Source organism: Bradyrhizobium sp. LB14.3 (assembly GCF_040547985.1).
Taxonomy (GTDB): domain Bacteria; phylum Pseudomonadota; class Alphaproteobacteria; order Rhizobiales; family Xanthobacteraceae; genus Bradyrhizobium.
This window is the reverse complement of sequence record NZ_JBEPQT010000002.1, coordinates 666,760-683,542: the sequence shown is the minus strand read 5'-3', so window position 1 is coordinate 683,542 and position 16,783 is coordinate 666,760. Positions and strand designations below refer to the sequence as shown.

Annotated in this window: 15 protein-coding genes and 1 pseudogene; 7 read left to right on the top strand and 9 right to left on the bottom strand. The window is 62.7% G+C overall.

The genetic code is table 11. The features are described 5' to 3' along the window. Window positions 1-22: 22 nt before the first annotated feature. The 3 genes from ABIB00_RS07065 (at window position 23) to ABIB00_RS07055 (ending at window position 3,229) form a co-directional block, all read left to right on the top strand. Complete coding sequence (locus ABIB00_RS07065; protein ID WP_354103833.1) at window positions 23-1,171, top strand: Mrp/NBP35 family ATP-binding protein; 1,149 nt, start codon at window positions 23-25, stop codon at window positions 1,169-1,171. Between the two features lie 218 nt (window positions 1,172-1,389). Continuing rightward, on the top strand, window positions 1,390-2,481 hold the full coding sequence (locus tag ABIB00_RS07060) for a TRAP transporter substrate-binding protein (protein WP_027517246.1): 1,092 nt from the start codon (window positions 1,390-1,392) through the stop codon (window positions 2,479-2,481). Window positions 2,482-2,884: 403 nt separating this feature from the next. Further along, on the top strand, window positions 2,885-3,229 hold the full coding sequence (locus ABIB00_RS07055) for a YunG family protein (RefSeq protein WP_354103832.1): 345 nt from the start codon (window positions 2,885-2,887) through the stop codon (window positions 3,227-3,229). A 199-nt stretch (window positions 3,230-3,428) separates the two neighbouring features. Here the strand turns inward: ABIB00_RS07055 and ABIB00_RS07050 are convergent, their stop codons facing one another. The 4 genes and pseudogenes from ABIB00_RS07050 to ABIB00_RS07035 form a co-directional block, all read right to left on the bottom strand. Then, entirely contained in the window at window positions 3,429-4,463 is a 1,035-nt protein-coding gene (locus ABIB00_RS07050; RefSeq protein ID WP_354103831.1) for an alpha/beta fold hydrolase, read from the bottom strand. Between the two features lie 250 nt (window positions 4,464-4,713). Then, window positions 4,714-5,567: pseudogene (locus ABIB00_RS07045) on the bottom strand (metal-dependent phosphohydrolase). A 137-nt stretch (window positions 5,568-5,704) separates the two neighbouring features. Next, a complete protein-coding gene (locus ABIB00_RS07040; protein ID WP_247340845.1) occupies window positions 5,705-5,971 on the bottom strand; it encodes a hypothetical protein in 267 nt (88 codons plus the stop codon). Window positions 5,972-6,150: 179 nt separating this feature from the next. Continuing rightward, entirely contained in the window at window positions 6,151-7,212 is a 1,062-nt protein-coding gene (locus ABIB00_RS07035; RefSeq protein WP_354103830.1) for a class I SAM-dependent methyltransferase, read from the bottom strand. A 348-nt stretch (window positions 7,213-7,560) separates the two neighbouring features. Here ABIB00_RS07035 and ABIB00_RS07030 point away from each other — a divergent pair, with 348 nt between their 5' ends. The 3 genes from ABIB00_RS07030 to ABIB00_RS07020 all read left to right on the top strand — a co-directional run bounded on the left by ABIB00_RS07030 (window position 7,561) and on the right by ABIB00_RS07020 (window position 10,947). Continuing rightward, window positions 7,561-8,235, top strand: a complete 675-nt coding sequence (locus ABIB00_RS07030; RefSeq protein WP_247446102.1) for a response regulator transcription factor — start codon at window positions 7,561-7,563, stop codon at window positions 8,233-8,235. Window positions 8,236-8,302: 67 nt separating this feature from the next. Further along, on the top strand, window positions 8,303-9,613 hold the full coding sequence (locus tag ABIB00_RS07025; protein WP_354103869.1) for a sensor histidine kinase: 1,311 nt from the start codon (window positions 8,303-8,305) through the stop codon (window positions 9,611-9,613). A gap of 245 nt (window positions 9,614-9,858) precedes the next feature. Further along, window positions 9,859-10,947 (top strand): TRAP transporter substrate-binding protein, encoded by a 1,089-nt coding sequence (locus ABIB00_RS07020; protein ID WP_247340842.1) that lies wholly within the window; start codon window positions 9,859-9,861, stop codon window positions 10,945-10,947. Between the two features lie 77 nt (window positions 10,948-11,024). Here the strand turns inward: ABIB00_RS07020 and ABIB00_RS07015 are convergent, their stop codons facing one another. The 5 genes from ABIB00_RS07015 to ABIB00_RS06995 all read right to left on the bottom strand — a co-directional run bounded on the left by ABIB00_RS07015 (window position 11,025) and on the right by ABIB00_RS06995 (window position 15,901). Then, a complete protein-coding gene (locus ABIB00_RS07015) occupies window positions 11,025-12,680 on the bottom strand; it encodes a TRAP transporter large permease (RefSeq protein WP_247340841.1) in 1,656 nt (551 codons plus the stop codon). Between the two features lie 28 nt (window positions 12,681-12,708). Beyond that, entirely contained in the window at window positions 12,709-13,290 is a 582-nt protein-coding gene (locus ABIB00_RS07010; RefSeq protein WP_247340840.1) for a TRAP transporter small permease subunit, read from the bottom strand. Window positions 13,291-13,459: 169 nt separating this feature from the next. Beyond that, complete coding sequence (gene moaA / locus ABIB00_RS07005) at window positions 13,460-14,494, bottom strand: GTP 3',8-cyclase MoaA (protein WP_354103829.1); 1,035 nt, start codon at window positions 14,492-14,494, stop codon at window positions 13,460-13,462. Between the two features lie 108 nt (window positions 14,495-14,602). After that, window positions 14,603-15,073, bottom strand: coding sequence for a hypothetical protein (locus tag ABIB00_RS07000; protein WP_354043805.1), 471 nt, complete (start codon window positions 15,071-15,073; stop codon window positions 14,603-14,605). A 153-nt stretch (window positions 15,074-15,226) separates the two neighbouring features. Then, window positions 15,227-15,901: an HAD family hydrolase gene (locus tag ABIB00_RS06995; protein ID WP_247340836.1), complete on the bottom strand. Its 675-nt coding sequence runs from the start codon at window positions 15,899-15,901 to the stop codon at window positions 15,227-15,229. A gap of 167 nt (window positions 15,902-16,068) precedes the next feature. Here ABIB00_RS06995 and rpiA point away from each other — a divergent pair, with 167 nt between their 5' ends. After that, entirely contained in the window at window positions 16,069-16,782 is a 714-nt protein-coding gene (rpiA, locus tag ABIB00_RS06990; RefSeq protein ID WP_247340835.1) for a ribose-5-phosphate isomerase RpiA, read from the top strand. The last annotated feature ends 1 nt before the right edge of the window (window position 16,783 follow it).

Here is a 16,783-nt window from a genome sequence, read left to right as displayed (position 1 = left end):
CTTGAATTCGAGGAGATGCGCTTTGACCGTGACGCAGCAACAGGTTCTCGACAGCCTCGCCAAGATCAAGTCGCCCCGCGGGGTCGCGCTCACCAATGCCAATGTGCTGAGCGCGATCAGCGCCGCCGACGGCAAGGTGTTCTTCTCGATCAATGTCGATGCCGCCGAGGCGCGGGCCTGGGAATCCGTCCGGGCCGAAGCCGAGGCCGCGGTCCGCGCCATCCCCGGCGTCACCACCGTCATGGTGGCGCTGACCGCCGAGCGCAAGGCCGGCGCCGCGCCTCCGCCTCCGCCGCCTCCGCCGCCAACGCCGAGCCGCGGCGCGCCAGGCGTGCAGCCGGTCCACGCCCACAAGCCGCCGCAGGGCGGTCAATCGCCGATGGCGCGGCAGTCCGAGATTCCGGGCGTCGCAGCCGTGATCGCGGTCGCCTCGGGGAAGGGCGGCGTCGGCAAGTCCACCACTGCGCTCAATCTGGCGCTGGGCCTACGCGACCTCGGCCTCAAGGTCGGGCTGCTTGATGCCGACATCTACGGCCCCTCGGTGCCGCGGCTGACCGGCCTGCACGAAAAGCCAGCGCTGAACGACGAGCGCAAGATGATTCCGCTCCGGCGTTTCGGCCTCGCCATCATGTCGATCGGCTTCCTGGTGGAGGAAGAGACCGCGATGATCTGGCGCGGGCCGATGGTGATGTCGGCGGTGACGCAGATGCTGCGCGACGTCGCATGGGGCACGCTCGACGTGCTCGTCGTCGACATGCCGCCGGGCACGGGCGATGCCCAGCTCACCTTGGCGCAGAACGTCCCCTTGAAGGGCGCCGTGATTGTCTCGACCCCGCAGGACCTGTCCCTGATCGACGCAAGGCGGGGACTTGCGATGTTCAAGAAGGTCAACGTGCCCGTGCTCGGCATCGTCGAGAACATGAGCTACTTCCAGTGCCCGCATTGCGGCACGAAATCCGATATTTTCGGCCATGGCGGCGCGCGCCACGAGGCCGAGAAGCTCGGGGTACCGTTCCTGGGCGAGATCCCCCTGCACATGGCGATTCGCGCCACCTCGGATGCCGGCACGCCCGTGGTCGACAGCGAGCCGGACGGTCCCCATGCGGCGATCTACCGCGCCGTTGCAGGACAGGTCCGGGACCAGCTCAAGGGCGTCATCGCCGCGGCATGAGCGGATCCAAGCCAATCCCTTCAAACCAATACCCTGGGGACATGCGACTTTCGTAGAGCCCTGTCATGCCAATGTCGCGTTTCGAAAGCGGGGCTTCCGTGTTAAAGGCCCACGGCAGTCAAGCCCCTTCGGTTCGACGCGGCCCAAAAACGCGTCGCCGGAATGTGCGGCAGCAAAGAGGAAGTTAGGGGAAACGCCCCAACAAGGAGAGACTGAAGATGAAGCGTCGTGATTTCCTGAAAGTGTCGGCAGCCGGCGCGGCGGCGACCGCCGCGGTGGCCTCGCCGGCGATCGCGCAGTCCTCGCCCGAGATCAAGTGGCGCCTGACGTCGAGCTTCCCGAAGTCGCTCGACACCATTTATGGTGGTGCCGAGCAGATGGCGAAGTACGTCGCCGAGATGACCGACAACAAGTTTCAGATCCAGGTCTTCCAGGCGGGTGAAATCGTTCCGGGTCTGCAGGCGCTGGATGCGACGCAGAAGGGCACAGTCGAGATGTGCCACACAGTGTCGTATTATTACGTCGGCAAAGACCCGACCTTCGCAATCTTCGCGTCGGTGCCTTTCGGCCTCAACGCACGTCAGCAGAATTCCTGGTTGTACCAGGGGGGCGGCAACGAGCTCGCCAACGAGTTCTTCAAGAAGTCGAACGTGGTGGGCTTCCCCTGCGGCAACACCGGCACCCAGATGGGCGGCTGGTTCCGCAAGGAGATCAAGACCGTTGCCGACCTCTCGGGCCTCAAGATGCGCATCGGCGGCATTGCCGGCCAGGTGCTCCAGAAGGTCGGCGTGGTGCCGCAGCAGCTCGCCGGCGGCGACATCTATCCGTCGCTCGAGAAGGGCACCATCGACGCGGCCGAATGGGTCGGCCCCTACGATGACGAGAAGCTCGGCTTCGCCAAGGTCGCCAAGTACTACTACTACCCGGGTTTCTGGGAAGGTGGTCCGACTGTTCACGCCTTCGCCAACATCGACAAGTGGAACGAATTGCCGAAGAACTATCAGGCGATCCTCACCAACGCGACCGTCAACACCAACACCTGGATGGCCGCGCGCTACGACATGGTGAACCCCGGCGCCCTGAAGCGTCTGGTGGCCGGGGGAACGCAGCTTCGCCCGTTCACCAACGAGGTTCTGGAAGCCTGTCTCAAGGCGACCAACGAATTGTGGGGCGAGATCTCGGCCAAGAATCCCGACTTCAAGAAGTCGATCGACGCCATGCAGGCCTACCGCTCCGACGAATATCTGTGGTGGCAGGTCGCCGAATACACCTACGACAGCTTCATGATCCGCTCGCGCACCCGCGGCTGATCTTCGCAAGAAGTCGAAAGGCGATACGCCCGGTCTCGTTCGCGAGGCCGGGCTTTTTCTTTGGCGCGACGCGATCGGGATGGGCGCCGCGGAGGCCGCGGTACGAAGGGTGTCCAACAAAAAATCTGAAAAACAACCCCATGCACAGTAGACGAGGGGTGAGAGGACAAGGCGCTGTGAGCGCAGCCAACAGCTTGATGCGACGGAGCTAATTGGCAGGCAGGCCCGATCATCGTGCGGCCGAGGGCAAGTCCGCATTTTGTGAGCCAAGGCGGGGTGTGCCCAGGAGCACCAAGCGAGTGCTTCAGCGAGGCCGTTTGACTCGTCGGGCAAAACAGTGTCAGAAAGGCATAATCGTATAATCCGAAATTTTCGCCTCGGTGCCGATCCCTGGGGAGTGACGATGAGCTTCGATCCCGATGAGGTTCAAAGCGCGCTGCGCAAGGCCTGGTCGTTGGCAACCGCCAGCCAATGGACGGCGAGCAATCCGGCGGCAGGGCAATGCAACGTCACCGCGCTGCTCCTTCACGAGCTCTTCGGCGGCGACTTGCTGAAGACGCCTCTGCCGGCCGGCGAACATTTTTACAATCGCATGGGAAGCCGGCGGTATGACTTCACGGCGAGCCAGTTCGATCAACCGATTGCATACAAGGATTTACCTGCAAGCCGTGCAGATGCGGAATTGGGCGCGACAAGCGATGTATTGGCTGAACTCAGAGCCGCTTTTCAGGAGCATCGTGCGAAGTAAAGCTTGGGGCCACCAGGGAAGCGATCAGAACTTACAAGCGCAATGGATTTGAAATCTACGGTCTCGATCCTCGCGTAATTCGCGTGGGAGGCGTTGCAACGACAAGTATCTCATGGTGAAGAAATCAGGTAATGGCATGGCCGTCGAAAAGAGTACGCCCACCATCTCGCGCCCGTCAGGCGCTGGAAGTCTCTTCGGGCTATTGTACGCCCGGACCTTCCCTTCCATGGATCAACACCGCCTCTGCAGCGGCTTCGTCGATGGCCGCCATGACGTCAGCAGTTGCGGAATGATGAATCATGTGTCCCACTCCGTCGATCCGGCGCAATTTGCTTTGCTTGACCTCGCCATGCAGCCTGACCGACTGCTTGATATCGATCAAACGGTCGCGCTGGCCTGCGATAATGATCGTAGGCATCTTGAGTTCTCCATACGCCTTCGAACCCGAGAATGCGGCGGAGATCAACATCGTCGCTTCAGCCGCCATCGCCCGCATCTGTGATGGGCGGAGCGCCATTTCCCTGGGAAAATCCGCGAACTTCTTTGGGACCGGCCGGGGGCCAAACAGCTTGCGCAACATCGTGGGCCACATCATCCGGCCGGCTAGCGGCGAAATCGTGTAGCTGATGACGTCCCCGAGCACCGGTACGGCGGACAGCATCGACGCCGCGCTGTCCGAGCGGGGAGCTGGGAAATAATATCCCGAGGCCAGCACGAGAGCCTGCACGAACGAAGGATGTTTGATCGCCAGTGCAACCGCAACCGACGCCCCCCACGAATGACCCAGGACCATTGCTTGAGAGACGCCCAGCTGATCGAGCGCCTTCTTGAACAGGTCTGCCTGGGCATCCGGAGTCCAGACGACGTCCCTCGGCCGCGAGCTATGCCCAAAACCCGGGCGATCGAACACGATGACCCTGTAGTTCTCGGTTGCGAGATCAATCAACCCACTCGAGTGGAAATCCTGGATCATGCTGCCGTTGCCGTGAAACAAAACTAGCGGCTTGCCCCTGCCGCGCTCCAAATAGTGCAGGCGAACTCCCTCGACGTCGATGAACCGTCCCTGCGGAGGGTTATCGCGTTGCGCTTTGCTCGCGAGCAGTCGGTTTACGATTGCGGTAGCCACGATGAGGGTACCTGCGGCAGCAAACGCGGTGGCGCCCGGATGTCGCGTGAAGGCGGTCAGACAGTCCGGTCTAAACGAGCCGGAACGTGTTCGTCGTGCAATCCGCATGTGCATTACCTTGGGTGGTCTGCACGATGCCTCATGCAAATGAGTAATGTTGCAGCCGAGGCAAACGGGGATGCGGGGGTGTTGGTTCCTTGATCAAAAGCAGACGGAAATCGGCGCGAGGCCCCCGGCGAACGGCCTCGGACGGTGGTGCAAACTCGCGCGTGCAATAGGGGACACGAGTAGCCGATCAGGGTGCCCTCTCAGGCTGTGTCGGCCTCTTTGCCGAAAACCACGGTTTGCGAACGCCGATCTATAGCTGTGGACCAGATAGTCTGACTTCTCGCTCAGCGCGCAGGACGTTTCCATACAGGCTGCTGATCCATTGCCTTCCGCTCGAGGTTACATTCAAACAGCGGATGGCGGCCTGGATTTGGGGGGCAACCTTGGTCCAGTAGAATTGAGGGTATTTGTAGACCACATCCGCGGGCGTGGCGTATCCGAGCGATTTGTTGAGCCCTATCTCCTCGAATTCATAGAAGAGCGCATTTGATTTCTTCATGTAGTTCGGATCGCCGAGCTGACCAATCAGATCAGCGGCGCGCAGCAACAAACCTTCCTCCTCGTCCAAGTCATCCTTGAGTTCGCTCGTAGGAGCGTCCGCATAGGGAAAACGCGTATATTCGATCGCCCGGGCAACGCGAGCGGCGTCAATCTGGTCGACTGCGTCGAGACGCTCCACGGCGAATAATTTTGAGCGGTCCACGTGATAGGGTGCAAGCGCTGCATCGGAAGAGCCAATCGGCAATTCGACTGTTCGGCCGCTACCATCAACGACATAGGCTCCCTCTTGGTCTCCATGAATTATTCCCCGAACGTAGCCGATGTCGTGAATCAGACACGCCAGGATGAAGTGAGCATAATCGCTGGCTGTCGCCTCAGGAGAGAGCGGCCGATCAGAATGTCGTGGCCGACCAGCGTGACCAACAAGGTGTGCTCGACGTTGTGGTATAATGCATCGCTGTTGCCGATACATTCCAGGGCCAGCTTTGCCGCGTAGGGGAGCAATTCCGGCAAGGTGGCATGCGACGAGCCGAAGCGGCCTCTTGTCTCCGAGATCAGGAACGCACCGAGCGCCTGGGACGTCAGTTCTGGAATCGTTATCACCGGCAAGCTCCTCACGTTCGTCAGGCATGAACAAATGCGATGCCAACCTGGAAGTTGCTAGCGCGCCGCGACCCGCCGCAGAAATGTGCGTACGGGTGCGATTGCAGCAAGGGCTCGCAACTCACAAACCAGAACCGCTACCGTATGCCGACGCGATTGACCCCGCCATTTATGTTGCGTGGGCCAGCGGTGCCTGCCCGGACCGCCGCTCGCGCCACGGGGCGTGGCCTGAGCACGACGCCGGCCCTCGCAACGCAACTAGGCGGATAATCAACGTACTGGCAGTACACGACCGCCCCGGCTGGTGCGGAATTGAGAGTGAGACCCGCAATCCCCAACAGGGCGCTGGCAGCAATCCCTGCAATCGTTGCGGACTTGATCGAAAGACGCTTGTTCGGATGCATCGTGATCCTCCTCTTCCTGCTGCGAGCTGAAGGAGTGACGGAGCTGCCTCAGGCTGAACATAACGTGAGGCCAAAGGATAGGTGATGCTTGACCTGGATCAAGGGTGTGGCCGCGATGCCAGGGGCACCTGTCCATTATCGCGCGGCGGCTTGCAGGACCCGGACAACGGCCGGATCGGTCAAGAACGCACTTCGAAGATCATGTTGAACGGCGTCTCGGTCGCGCGGCGGAAGCGCCTGAAGCCCGCTTCAGTCGCGACCTGACGCAATCGGCTTTCACCCGCCTGTGCGCCGAGCCCCAGGCCCACTTCCTGAGACAGTGACGCCGGCGTACAAATGAATGTCGAGGCGTGATAGAAGACGCATCCGACCGGGTTGAGATTGTCCTTGAGATTGTCATGAGCAAACGGCTCGACGATCATCCACGCCCCATCCTTGGCTAGCGTTTCCTTGACATGCTTGCCTGCACCCACGGGATCGCCCATGTCATGCAGGCAATCGAAGAACGCCACCAGATCATAGTCTTTGGCCGGAAAATCCTTGGCACTGGCCTGCGCGAACGTGATGCGGTCTCCAACTCCCGCTTCTTGCGCCAAGACCTTCGCGCGTTCAATCGAAGGCTTGTGGTAATCGAACCCGAAGAACTCTGAGTTGGGGTAGGCCTGCGCCATCACGATCGTAGAGGCGCCGTGGCCGCATCCGACGTCGGCGACCCTGGCGCCCGCTTTCAGTTTCGCTTCGACGCCTTCGAGCGTCGGAATCCAGTTCGAAACCAGATTGGCGTTGTAGCCCGGCCTGAAGAAGCGTTCGGTGCCGGAGAAGAGACACTTCGAATGCTCATGCCAACCAACGCCCCTCCCGGTTCGAAATGCGTCGGCGATTTTGGGTTCATCGAGGTAGGTGGACTGCACGACATCGAATGCGCCGGCAAAGAAAGCCGGCGAGCCCTCTTCGGCGAATGCCATGGCTTGCTCTGCCGAGAGTGAGAACGCGTTTTTTTCGGGGTGGTAGTCGATGTATCCGGAGGCAGCCTGCCCGGAAAGCCATTCGCGCACATAACGCTCATGCAGACCGGTCTTCTTGGCAAGCTCGGACGGAGTGACCACCGCACCATCCGCCATCGCCTTGTAGAGCCCGAGGCGATCACCGAGCAGGATGCTTGCGCCGCCAAGCGAGATGCCGAGGTCGCCGACAAGCTTTCCTACGAGCGCGTTCAACTTTTCAAGGTTTGGTTCACGCATTGCAGCTTCTCCGCTTCGAGAACAGCCCCCTCGTCGGTTAAAGAGCCTAGGACGACCGGCGGATTGCAAGTGTGAACGCGTTCACGTTTCAGCGAATAGCCCTGTGCCGTCCGATGCCAGATTTGGGTCAGGAGCGGTAACGCTTAATCGGGCTGCGGATGTCTGCTCGCGCCCAACAACCGATACGGGCGCCGCAGGGGCGCGCGCCTGGTTGGCTGACGCGAAGCTGACAGAAGAGGTGACCGGTCTGTCGGGTGCTTTTTCGCTGGCCGAGGTGGCCGGAATGGTGGAAGAGAGCGAAGATGCGGCAAGGGCCGTGGGGTGACTTGGATATCCGGCGGAAATGCGATGCGCCTTCTGATCGTCGAGGACAATGCCGAACTGTCGCGGCTGGTGGCCGGCGGGCTGTCGGCGGCCGGCTATGAGAGCGATATCGTCGGCAGCGCGGCCGAGGCGCGCGAGGCGGTGAGCAGCGTCAACTATGCCGCGATGATCCTCGACCTCGGCCTGCCCGACGGCGATGGCCTCTCGGTGCTGCGCGAGCTGCGCCGGCAGATGGAGCCACTGCCGGTGCTGGTGCTGACCGCGCGCGGCGGCTTGCAGGACCGCGTCAGCGGCCTGCGCAGCGGCGCCGACGACTATCTCGCAAAACCGTTCGCGATGGAGGAGCTGGTGGCGCGGCTGGAGGCGATCCTGCGCCGCCCGGGCCAGTTGCTCGGCCGCTCGCTGCGTCTCGCCAATCTCGTCTACGACACCGAAAGCCGCCAGATCTTCGTCGACGACCAGCCGCGGATCATCTCGTCGCGCGAGACCTCGGTGCTGGAGATTTTGCTGCGCCGGCAGGGGCGCGTGGTGCCGAAGAAGAACGTCGAGGACCACATCTTCGGGCTCGACGGCGAGGTCGCCTCCAATGCGGTCGAGGTCTACGTCTCGCGGCTGCGCAAGCAGCTGACCGAGCACGGCGCGAAGGTCGTGATCCACACCATCCGCGGCGTCGGCTATCTCATGGCCGAGGAGAAATAGCGTGGGGGTCGCCGGGATCTATGCGAGATCGCCGACGTTCAAATCGCTGATCTGGCGCATCGTGTTCATGCACATCGTGGCGGTCGCGGTGGTTGCCATCTTCCTGCCGCTGGTGATGTTCTGGCTGCTCAATTCCGAAGTCGACCAGTTGCACCGCGAAGCCATGCGGGCGCAGGCCGAAGTGCTGGGGGAACGGATCGTCGCGCAGCCGGACGGCTTGCTGACGTTCAATCTGCCGGACAGCCTGCGCGGTCTCTACTCCGAAGCCTATGGCCGGTATCTGTATGATATCCGCGACGCCGACGGCCGTTTGCTGTTTTCGTCCCGCCGCAAGACGGGCGCCGCGGCACAGGCGCCGCCGCTGTCCGAGACGATTTCCGGCGCCGGCGTCACGCGCATCATCGACGGCAAGATCGTGCGTATTCGCGTCGCCGAGGACCTTGCGCATCGCGACGTCATCATCGACGACATCATCTCGAACTTCTTCCGGCGGGTAGGGTGGATCACCATTCCGATCCTGCTGATCCTGCTCGCCGCCGACATCATCATCTTTCGCCGCGCCATCGCGCCGCTGTGGAAGGCCTCGGAGGAGGCCAGCAATATCGGGCCGGCGCGCACCGACATCCGCCTGCCGACGGAGCAGATCCCGCGCGAGATCATCCCGCTCGTCACCGCCGTCAACCAGGCGCTCGATCGCCTCGAGGATGGCTTTCGCGTGCAGCGGCAGTTCACGGCCGATGCCGCGCATCAATTGCGCACGCCGCTCGCGATCCTGCGGACGCGCATCGAGACGCTTGGCGACGGCGCCGCACGGCAGGCGCTGCATGCCGACATCGAAGCCATGAGCCGCATCGTCGCCCAGCTGCTGGAGATCGCCGAGCTCGACACGCTGGTGCTCGATCCCGGCGAGACCGCGGATTTGCGCGCCGTCTGCGCCGAGGTGGTCGGTGCGATCGCGCCGTTCGCGCTAGCGCAGCACAAGGACATCGCCCTCAAGGGCGCCGAGGCGCCGGTGCTCGTCCATGGCAATTCCGAGATGCTCCAGCGCGCGATCTTCAATCTCGCCGAAAACGCCATCAAGTTCACGGCAAAAGACACGTCCGTCGACGTCGAGGTGAGCGAGGACGGTGCGGTGCGGGTGCGCGATTGCGGCCCGGGCATCGCGGACGCCGAACGCGAACTGATCTTCCAGCGCTTCTGGCGCGCCGACCGCCAGCGCAGCGACGGCGCGGGCTTAGGCCTCTCGATCGTGCGCGCCGTGGCGGACGATCACGCGGCGACGGTCGCGGTGGAGAACCTTCCGGGCGGCGGCGCGGAGTTCACGCTGCGGTTCAGGCTGGCGGAGGGGATGCAGGCGGCCGGACCGGCGGCGGGCTGAACCTGCGCCGTCTCGATCGCGGCGTGTGGCCACCAGGCGCCTAACGGGTCTGCATCACTTCGTGCTCCGTCCTTCGATCTCCGGCTGATCGTCTAAGCCTAAAGTCGCAGGACCGGTTGGCGTGGGAGCTGGGCATTTGTATCCCTCGCCATCGTCGGGATGGAAATCGGATGAGACATGTTCCATGCTGGCCTCCAAGCCTCGGCAAGAAGGCCCATCATCACAATCCATCAGGGTAGGAAATCATGAAAAGAAGAGACTTCATCAAGGTAACCGGGCTTGGTGCGGCGGGTGCCGCGACGCTCGCCGCTCCAGCCATCGCGCAATCGATGCCCGAGATCAAATGGCGCATGCCGACGAGCTGGCCGAAATCACTCGATACGCTCTATGGCGGCGCCGAGATGATGGCCAAGATGGTCGCGGAAGCGACCGACAACAAATTCCAGATTCAGACATTTGCCGGCGGCGAGATCGTGCCGGGCCTTCAGGTGCTCGATGCCGTGCAGAACGGCACCTGCGAAATCGGCCACACCGCGTCCTACTATTATTTCGGCAAGGACCCGACCTTCACCTTCGGCTCGGCCGTGCCGTTCGGACCGAACATGCGCATCAACCAGGCCTGGTACATGCTGGGCGGCGGCAGGGACGTCCTGAACGAGTTCTACAAGAAGTACAACGTCGTTTCGCTGCTTGCCGGCAACACCGGCTGTCAGATGGGTGGCTGGTTCCGCAAGGAGGTCAAGACGCCTCAGGACTTCAGCGGGTTGAAATTCCGCATCGGCGGCTTCGCCGGAAAGGTGATGGCCAAACTCGGCGCGGTGCCGCAGCAGATCGCCGGAGGGGACATCTATCCGGCGCTGGAGAAGGGCACCATCGACGCCGCCGAATGGGTCGGACCGTATGACGACGAGAAGCTCGGCTTCGTCAAGGTCGCGCCGCATTATTACTTCCCGGGCTGGTGGGAAGGCGGGCCCATGCTTCTGGCCTTCGTCAACCAGGACAAGTGGAACGCGCTGCCGAAGCACTATCAGAGCATCCTCGAGCAAGCGGGGCACTACGCCAACAACTGGATGATGGCGAAGTATGACCAGGCCAATCCACAGGCGTTGCGGCGCCTGCTAGCAGCGGGCGCCAAGCTGCATCCGTTCTCGCCGGAGGTCATGCAAGCCTGCTTCAAGGCGGCAAAGGAGCTGCACACCGAAGTCTCGGCCAGCAACGCGGACTTCAAGAAGGTCTACGAATCGCTGACCGCGTTCTCGAACAACGGATATCAGTGGTTCCAGGTCGCCGAAGTCGGCTATGACAACTTCATGGCGCGCAACTCGCAGAGCTGATTTGCGAGCCGCGATCGGCCAAACGAAAAAACCCGGAGCGAAAGCTCCGGGTTCTTTTTTTGCGGGCGGGCCGGGCGCTATTGCTTCGGCTGGCCGAAGTCGAGCGGCGGCAGATCGATCTGCGGAATTTCGATCTTGATGCTGTTGGGATCGACGGTGGACTGCACGCCCTTGTAGTGCATCACCATCGACGGGAACATGATCACCAGCAGCACCATGATGAGCTGGATGACGACGAACGGCACCGCGCCCCAATAGATCTGTCCCGTCGTGACCGGCTCCATGCGTTTGCCGGTGACGCGATCGGTATAACGTTCCTTTGGCGCGACCGAGCGCAAATAGAACAGCGCAAATCCGAACGGCGGGTGCATGAACGAAGTCTGCATGTTGACGCCGAGGATCACGCCAAACCAGATCAGGTCGATGCCGAGATGCTCCGCCGCGGGCCCGAGCAGCGGGATCACGATGAAGGCGAGTTCGAAGAAATCGAGGAAGAACGCCAGCACGAACACGAACGCGTTGACGAAGATCAGGAAGCCGACCTGGCCGCCGGGCAGGGAGGTCAGCAGGTGCTCGACCCAGACGTGGCCACTGACGCCGTAGAAGGTGAGCGAGAATACGCGTGCCCCGACCAGGATGAAGACGACGAAGGCGGAGAGCTTTGCCGTCGATTCGACCGCCTGACGAACGAGGTCCCAGGTCAGCCGACGTTTCATGGCACCGAGAATGAGGGCGCCGGCTGCGCCCATCGCACCGCCTTCGGTGGGCGTCGCGACACCGATGAAGATAGTGCCCAGCACCAGGAAGATCAGGAACAGCGGCGGCACCATGACGAAGGTGGTTTGTTGCGCCATCTTCGAGAGGAAACGGAAGCCCGTGAGCTTGTCGATGGCCCAGTTCGCGACGGCGACGGCGAACGCGAAGAGGATGCCGAAGAACATGCTGAGCACGACGAAGTCGGCGCCGTGGGTCTCCGAATTCCGCATCATGAACCAGCCGAACACGCAGCTCGCGAGGAACAGCACGCCAAGCGACTTCAGGCCGCGGTCGCCGCTTTCCTCGCGGAAGCCGATCGCCTCCTTGGGAAGGCCCGGCGCCGCTTTCGGAAAGATCAGGGTGACGAGAAAAGCGTACCCCGCGTAGAGGCCTGCGAGCACCAGGCCCGGAATGAACGCGCCCTCGTACATGTCGCCGACCGACTTGCCGAGCTGGTCCGCCATCACGATCAGGACGAGCGAGGGTGGAATGATCTGCGCCAGCGTACCGGAGGCCGCAATGATGCCGGTCGCCACGCGGCGGTCATAGCCGTAGCGCAGCATGATTGGCAGTGAGATCAGGCCCATCGAGATCACCGAAGCCGCCACGACGCCGGTCGTCGCCGCAAGCAGGGCGCCGACGAACACCACCGCGTAGGCGAGGCCGCCCCGGATCGTGCCGAACAACTGGCCGATAGTGTCGAGCAGATCCTCGGCCATGCCGGAGCGCTCGAGCACCAGTCCCATGAAGGTGAAGAAGGGAATGGCGAGCAGCGTGTCGTTGTTCATCACGCCGTAGACGCGCTCGGGCAGCGCCTGCAGGAAATCCGGATGGAATTCGCCGAGCTGAATGCCGATCACAGCGAAGAAGAGGCCGACGGCGCCGAGCGAAAATGCCGCCGGGTAGCCGAGCAGCAGCACGATCACCAGCGTGGCGAACATGATTGGCGCCATATTGGCGATGAGAAACGCGGTCATTGAATCCCCCTACGATGCCGCTTGGCGATCACTTCTGTTCGATCGCTTCAACGAGGTGCTCGACTTCGGCCTCCAGCGCCGAAATCTGCGACTCATGGGGATCCGGAATCATGCCGCGCATGATGGCGATCCGCTTGATCAGTTCGGAGATGCCTTGAACAAGCAGGAGCGTGAAGCCGATCATGACGAGTGACTTGGCCGGCCATTGCGGGAGGCCGCCCGCATTGCCGGATTGCTCGTTGATCTGGAGCGAACGCAGGAAGAACGGTACGCCGGTTACGATCATGACGACGGTCAGCGGTATCAGGAAGAAGAGGTGCCCGATCACGTCGATGACGTTGCGAACCCGCTTCGGCATCATGCTGTTGAAGATGTCGATCCGGATGTGCTCGTTATCGAGCAGCGTCCAGGACGAGCACAGCAGGAACACGATGCTGAAAAGCACCCATTGCAGCTCGAGCCACGAGTTGGAGGACGTGTCCAACGTCTTTCGAATAATCGCATTCAGCGCCGAGATGACGACGGCAACCAGGATCAGCCACGCCAGGCGCTTGCCCGTCCAACGTGTGAACGCGTCAATTCCATTGCTCAGCTTCAGGAGCGCTTGCAAGATTGGTCCTCCCCGATTTGCCCCGGCCGTCTTGACTGCGCCGAGTGGCGCGTTGGCTTGTCTCGCCGCGCAGGCATGAGGCAGCCGCACCAAACCAGTGAGCGTGCCGCCAGTCAATCGGAAGTTTGTTGATAGCTAAGGGGAATAAGTCGCGGCCGGCCAGCCGATGCTAGCCGCCGGTGACACTCATGTGCCGCGAGACACTGGGGCGGTCGTGGCGGCGGTCGATGATGAAGTCGTGGCCCTTGGGCTTGAGCCCGATGGCGCGGTCGATCGCATCCGCAAGCAGCACATCGTCATCAGATGCACGCAGAGGTTTGCGTAAGTCGGAGGCATCCTCGTGGCCGAGACAGGTGTGCAACGTTCCCGTGCAGGTGACGCGCACCCGGTTACAGGATTCGCAGAAATTGTGGGTCATCGGGGTGATGAAGCCGAGCTTGCCGCCGGTGTCGGCGACGCTGACATAGCGCGCCGGCCCGCCGGTGCTCTCGGCCAGATCCGTCAGCGTGAATTGCTGGGCGAGGCGCGCGCGCACCAGCGACAGCGGCAGATACTGGTCGAGCCGTCCCGATCCGATCTCGCCCATCGGCATGACCTCGATCAGCGTCAGCCCCATGCCCTTGCCGTGGGCCCAGCGCATCAGGTCGGGAAGTTCGTCTTCGTTGAGGTTCTTCAGCGCCACTGCGTTGATCTTCACGGCAAGCCGCGCGGCTCGTGCGGCCTCGATGCCTTCCAGCACCTTGTCGATCTCGCCCCAGCGGGTGATCTCGCGAAACTTTTGCGGGTCGAGCGTGTCGAGCGAGACGTTGATGCGGCGGACGCCGCAATCGGCGAGCTCGCTGGCATGTTTCGCAAGCTGGGTGCCGTTGGTGGTCAGCGTCAGCTCGCCCAACGCGCCGCTCTCGAGATGCCGCGACAGCGAACGCACCAGCGTCATCACGTTGCGGCGGACCAGCGGCTCGCCGCCGGTGAGCCGCAGCTTCTTCACGCCTTTGGCAATGAAGGCCGAGCAGAGCCGGTCGAGTTCTTCCAACGTCAGCAGATCCGCCTTGGGCAGGAACGTCATGTCTTCCGACATGCAGTAGAAGCAGCGCAGGTCGCAGCGGTCGGTGACGGAGACGCGCAAATACGAGATGGTCCGTCCGAACGGATCGGTCATCGCGCTCGACAGCGCGGCGCGGGGGCTCGCGGAAAGTCCGTTCATACCAAATGCCTTGTCCCTTACGGCAACGGGCGCAGCTTTGCGTCAGCGGTGCTCTGGAAGCAATCTAAGCATCAGAGGCGTCAGAGACAATTGGGGGGATAACGGAGGTCAGCGCTTGCCGGCATTCGGATCGGGGAACGGCGAACCTGCGGCCGGTGCGGCGGAAGCCGCCGGTTTCGGCTTCTTGGGCCGGTGCGGCTTGCGGACCGGTTTTGGCGGGGTGGCCGGCTGGAGTTCAGCGAAAACCGGGCTCGGGTCGGTCGTGACCGAGGCGGGTGTGGTGAAATCGCCGGGATTCTTGATGACGTTCACCGGCACGCTCGCCGGCTGATATTTTGGCAGGGCGAAAGCCACCATGAAGGAGGCGTCGGCGGCCGGAACCGAGACGGAGCAGGGGGTTTTGCAGCCCGGACCGAGCGAGGTTGTGGCGTCAGCACCCGGAGGATTGGATTCGAGCCGGACCTGGACCGTCGGCGGGGCCGATTTGAACACGTCCCAGGACATCGAGGAGCAGCCGGCGAGGCTTGTTGCCCCCAGGAGGCTTGCCCCAGTTAACGCAATCGCGATGACACGACGCATGACCATCCACTTCTGCTGCGACGAACCGCCACATCCCCGGCTAAACCTAGGAGCGTCGTTCCAGGCAAGCAACCGGCGGGCCGCGCATAATTAATAGATGGTTAACGCAGGTACAGAAAAATAACCACGTGATTTCAGTGGCTTGATGTGTTCTTACGCCGTCATCAGGCTGTGGGCTGCCGCCGGCAGGTCGCGCATGTGATGGATCAGCCGGTCCGGCTTGAGCTCGGCGATCGGCACGTCCGTATAGCCGAAGCTGACCCCGATCACGGGAACTCCAGCGCGCCGGGCCACGCCGACATCGGGTCCGGCATCGCCGACCATAATGCTGGCTTTGACCTCGCCGCCGGCCCGCGCCACCGTTTCGCGAAAAATGGCCGGATCGGGTTTCTGGACGCCAAAAGTGTCGGCGCCGCAGATCGCCGCGAAGCGCCGGCTCAGGTCCAGCTGGTCCAGCAGCCGCTTCGACAGCCATTCCAGCTTGTTGGTACAGACCGCGAGGCGATGGCCCTGGGCCGCAAAATGGTCGAGCGCGGCTTCCAGCCCCTCGAAGGGCCGGGATTCGACGGCGATATGGTCGGCGTAATAGACGATGAAATCTGCCGTCAGCCGGTCCATGTCGGCGGGCGTGACGCTGCGGCCCTCGGCCTCCAGCCCCCGCTCGATCAGCTTGCGGGCGCCGGCGCCGATCATGTTGCGGGCCGAGGCCATCGGCACGGGCGGCAGCCCTTCGCGGTCGAGCACGTAATTGAGCGCGGTGATCAGGTCGGGCGCCGTATCCACAAGCGTGCCGTCGAGATCGAAGACGATGGTGTGAGGAGAGGTCATGATCCCAGCGCTACCGGCCTGGCCGTATAGGCGCAAGGGGCGGCGCCATAAGATCAGATTATAGAGCTGTTCCCAGACCCTGTTCTCCGAGGGGAAACGGGGCTACATAGGCCGCCGCAAGCGAGCTTTATCGTCGGCACACTCCCTAATCCAGAGGCGGGCGCATCGTGAACATGGACCAGTTGAAGCGGCAGGCTGCGGCGCGCGCCCTCGAGGATGTCCGTGACGGCATGCAGCTCGGGCTCGGCACCGGCTCGACCGCCAAACATTTCGTCGAGCTGCTCGGCGAGCGGGTCCGCGCCGGGCTGAAGGTGATCGGCGTGCCGACCTCCGAGGCGACGCGGCTCGATGCCGAGCGCTGCGGCGTGCCGCTGACCACGCTGGACGCGATCGACCATCTCGACATCACCGTCGACGGCGCCGACGAGATCGATCCCGCGCTCAACCTGATCAAGGGCGGTGGCGGCGCGCTTTTGCGCGAGAAGATCGTGGCGGCCGCCTCCGATCGCATGATCGTGATTGCCGACGACACCAAGTGGGTGCCGACGCTCGGCCGCTTTCCGCTGCCGGTCGAGGTCATCCCGTTCGGGCTCGGCGCAACGCGGCGTGCGATCGAGAAGGCATTTGCGGAATGCGGCGTTTCCGGGCAAATGGCGGTCCGCAAAGGCAAGGACGGCCACGTTTTCGTCACCGATGGCGGCCACTGGATCGTCGATGCCCAGCTCGGACAGATCGTGGATCCGCCCCGCCTCGCCAAGGCGTTGAGCGCGATCCCCGGCGTGGTCGAGCATGGGTTGTTTATCGGCTTGGCCAGCTCGGCTGTTTTGGCGGGTGGCGAGGGAATCCGCGTGGTTGAACGGCGAAAGCCGAAAGGAGACTAGG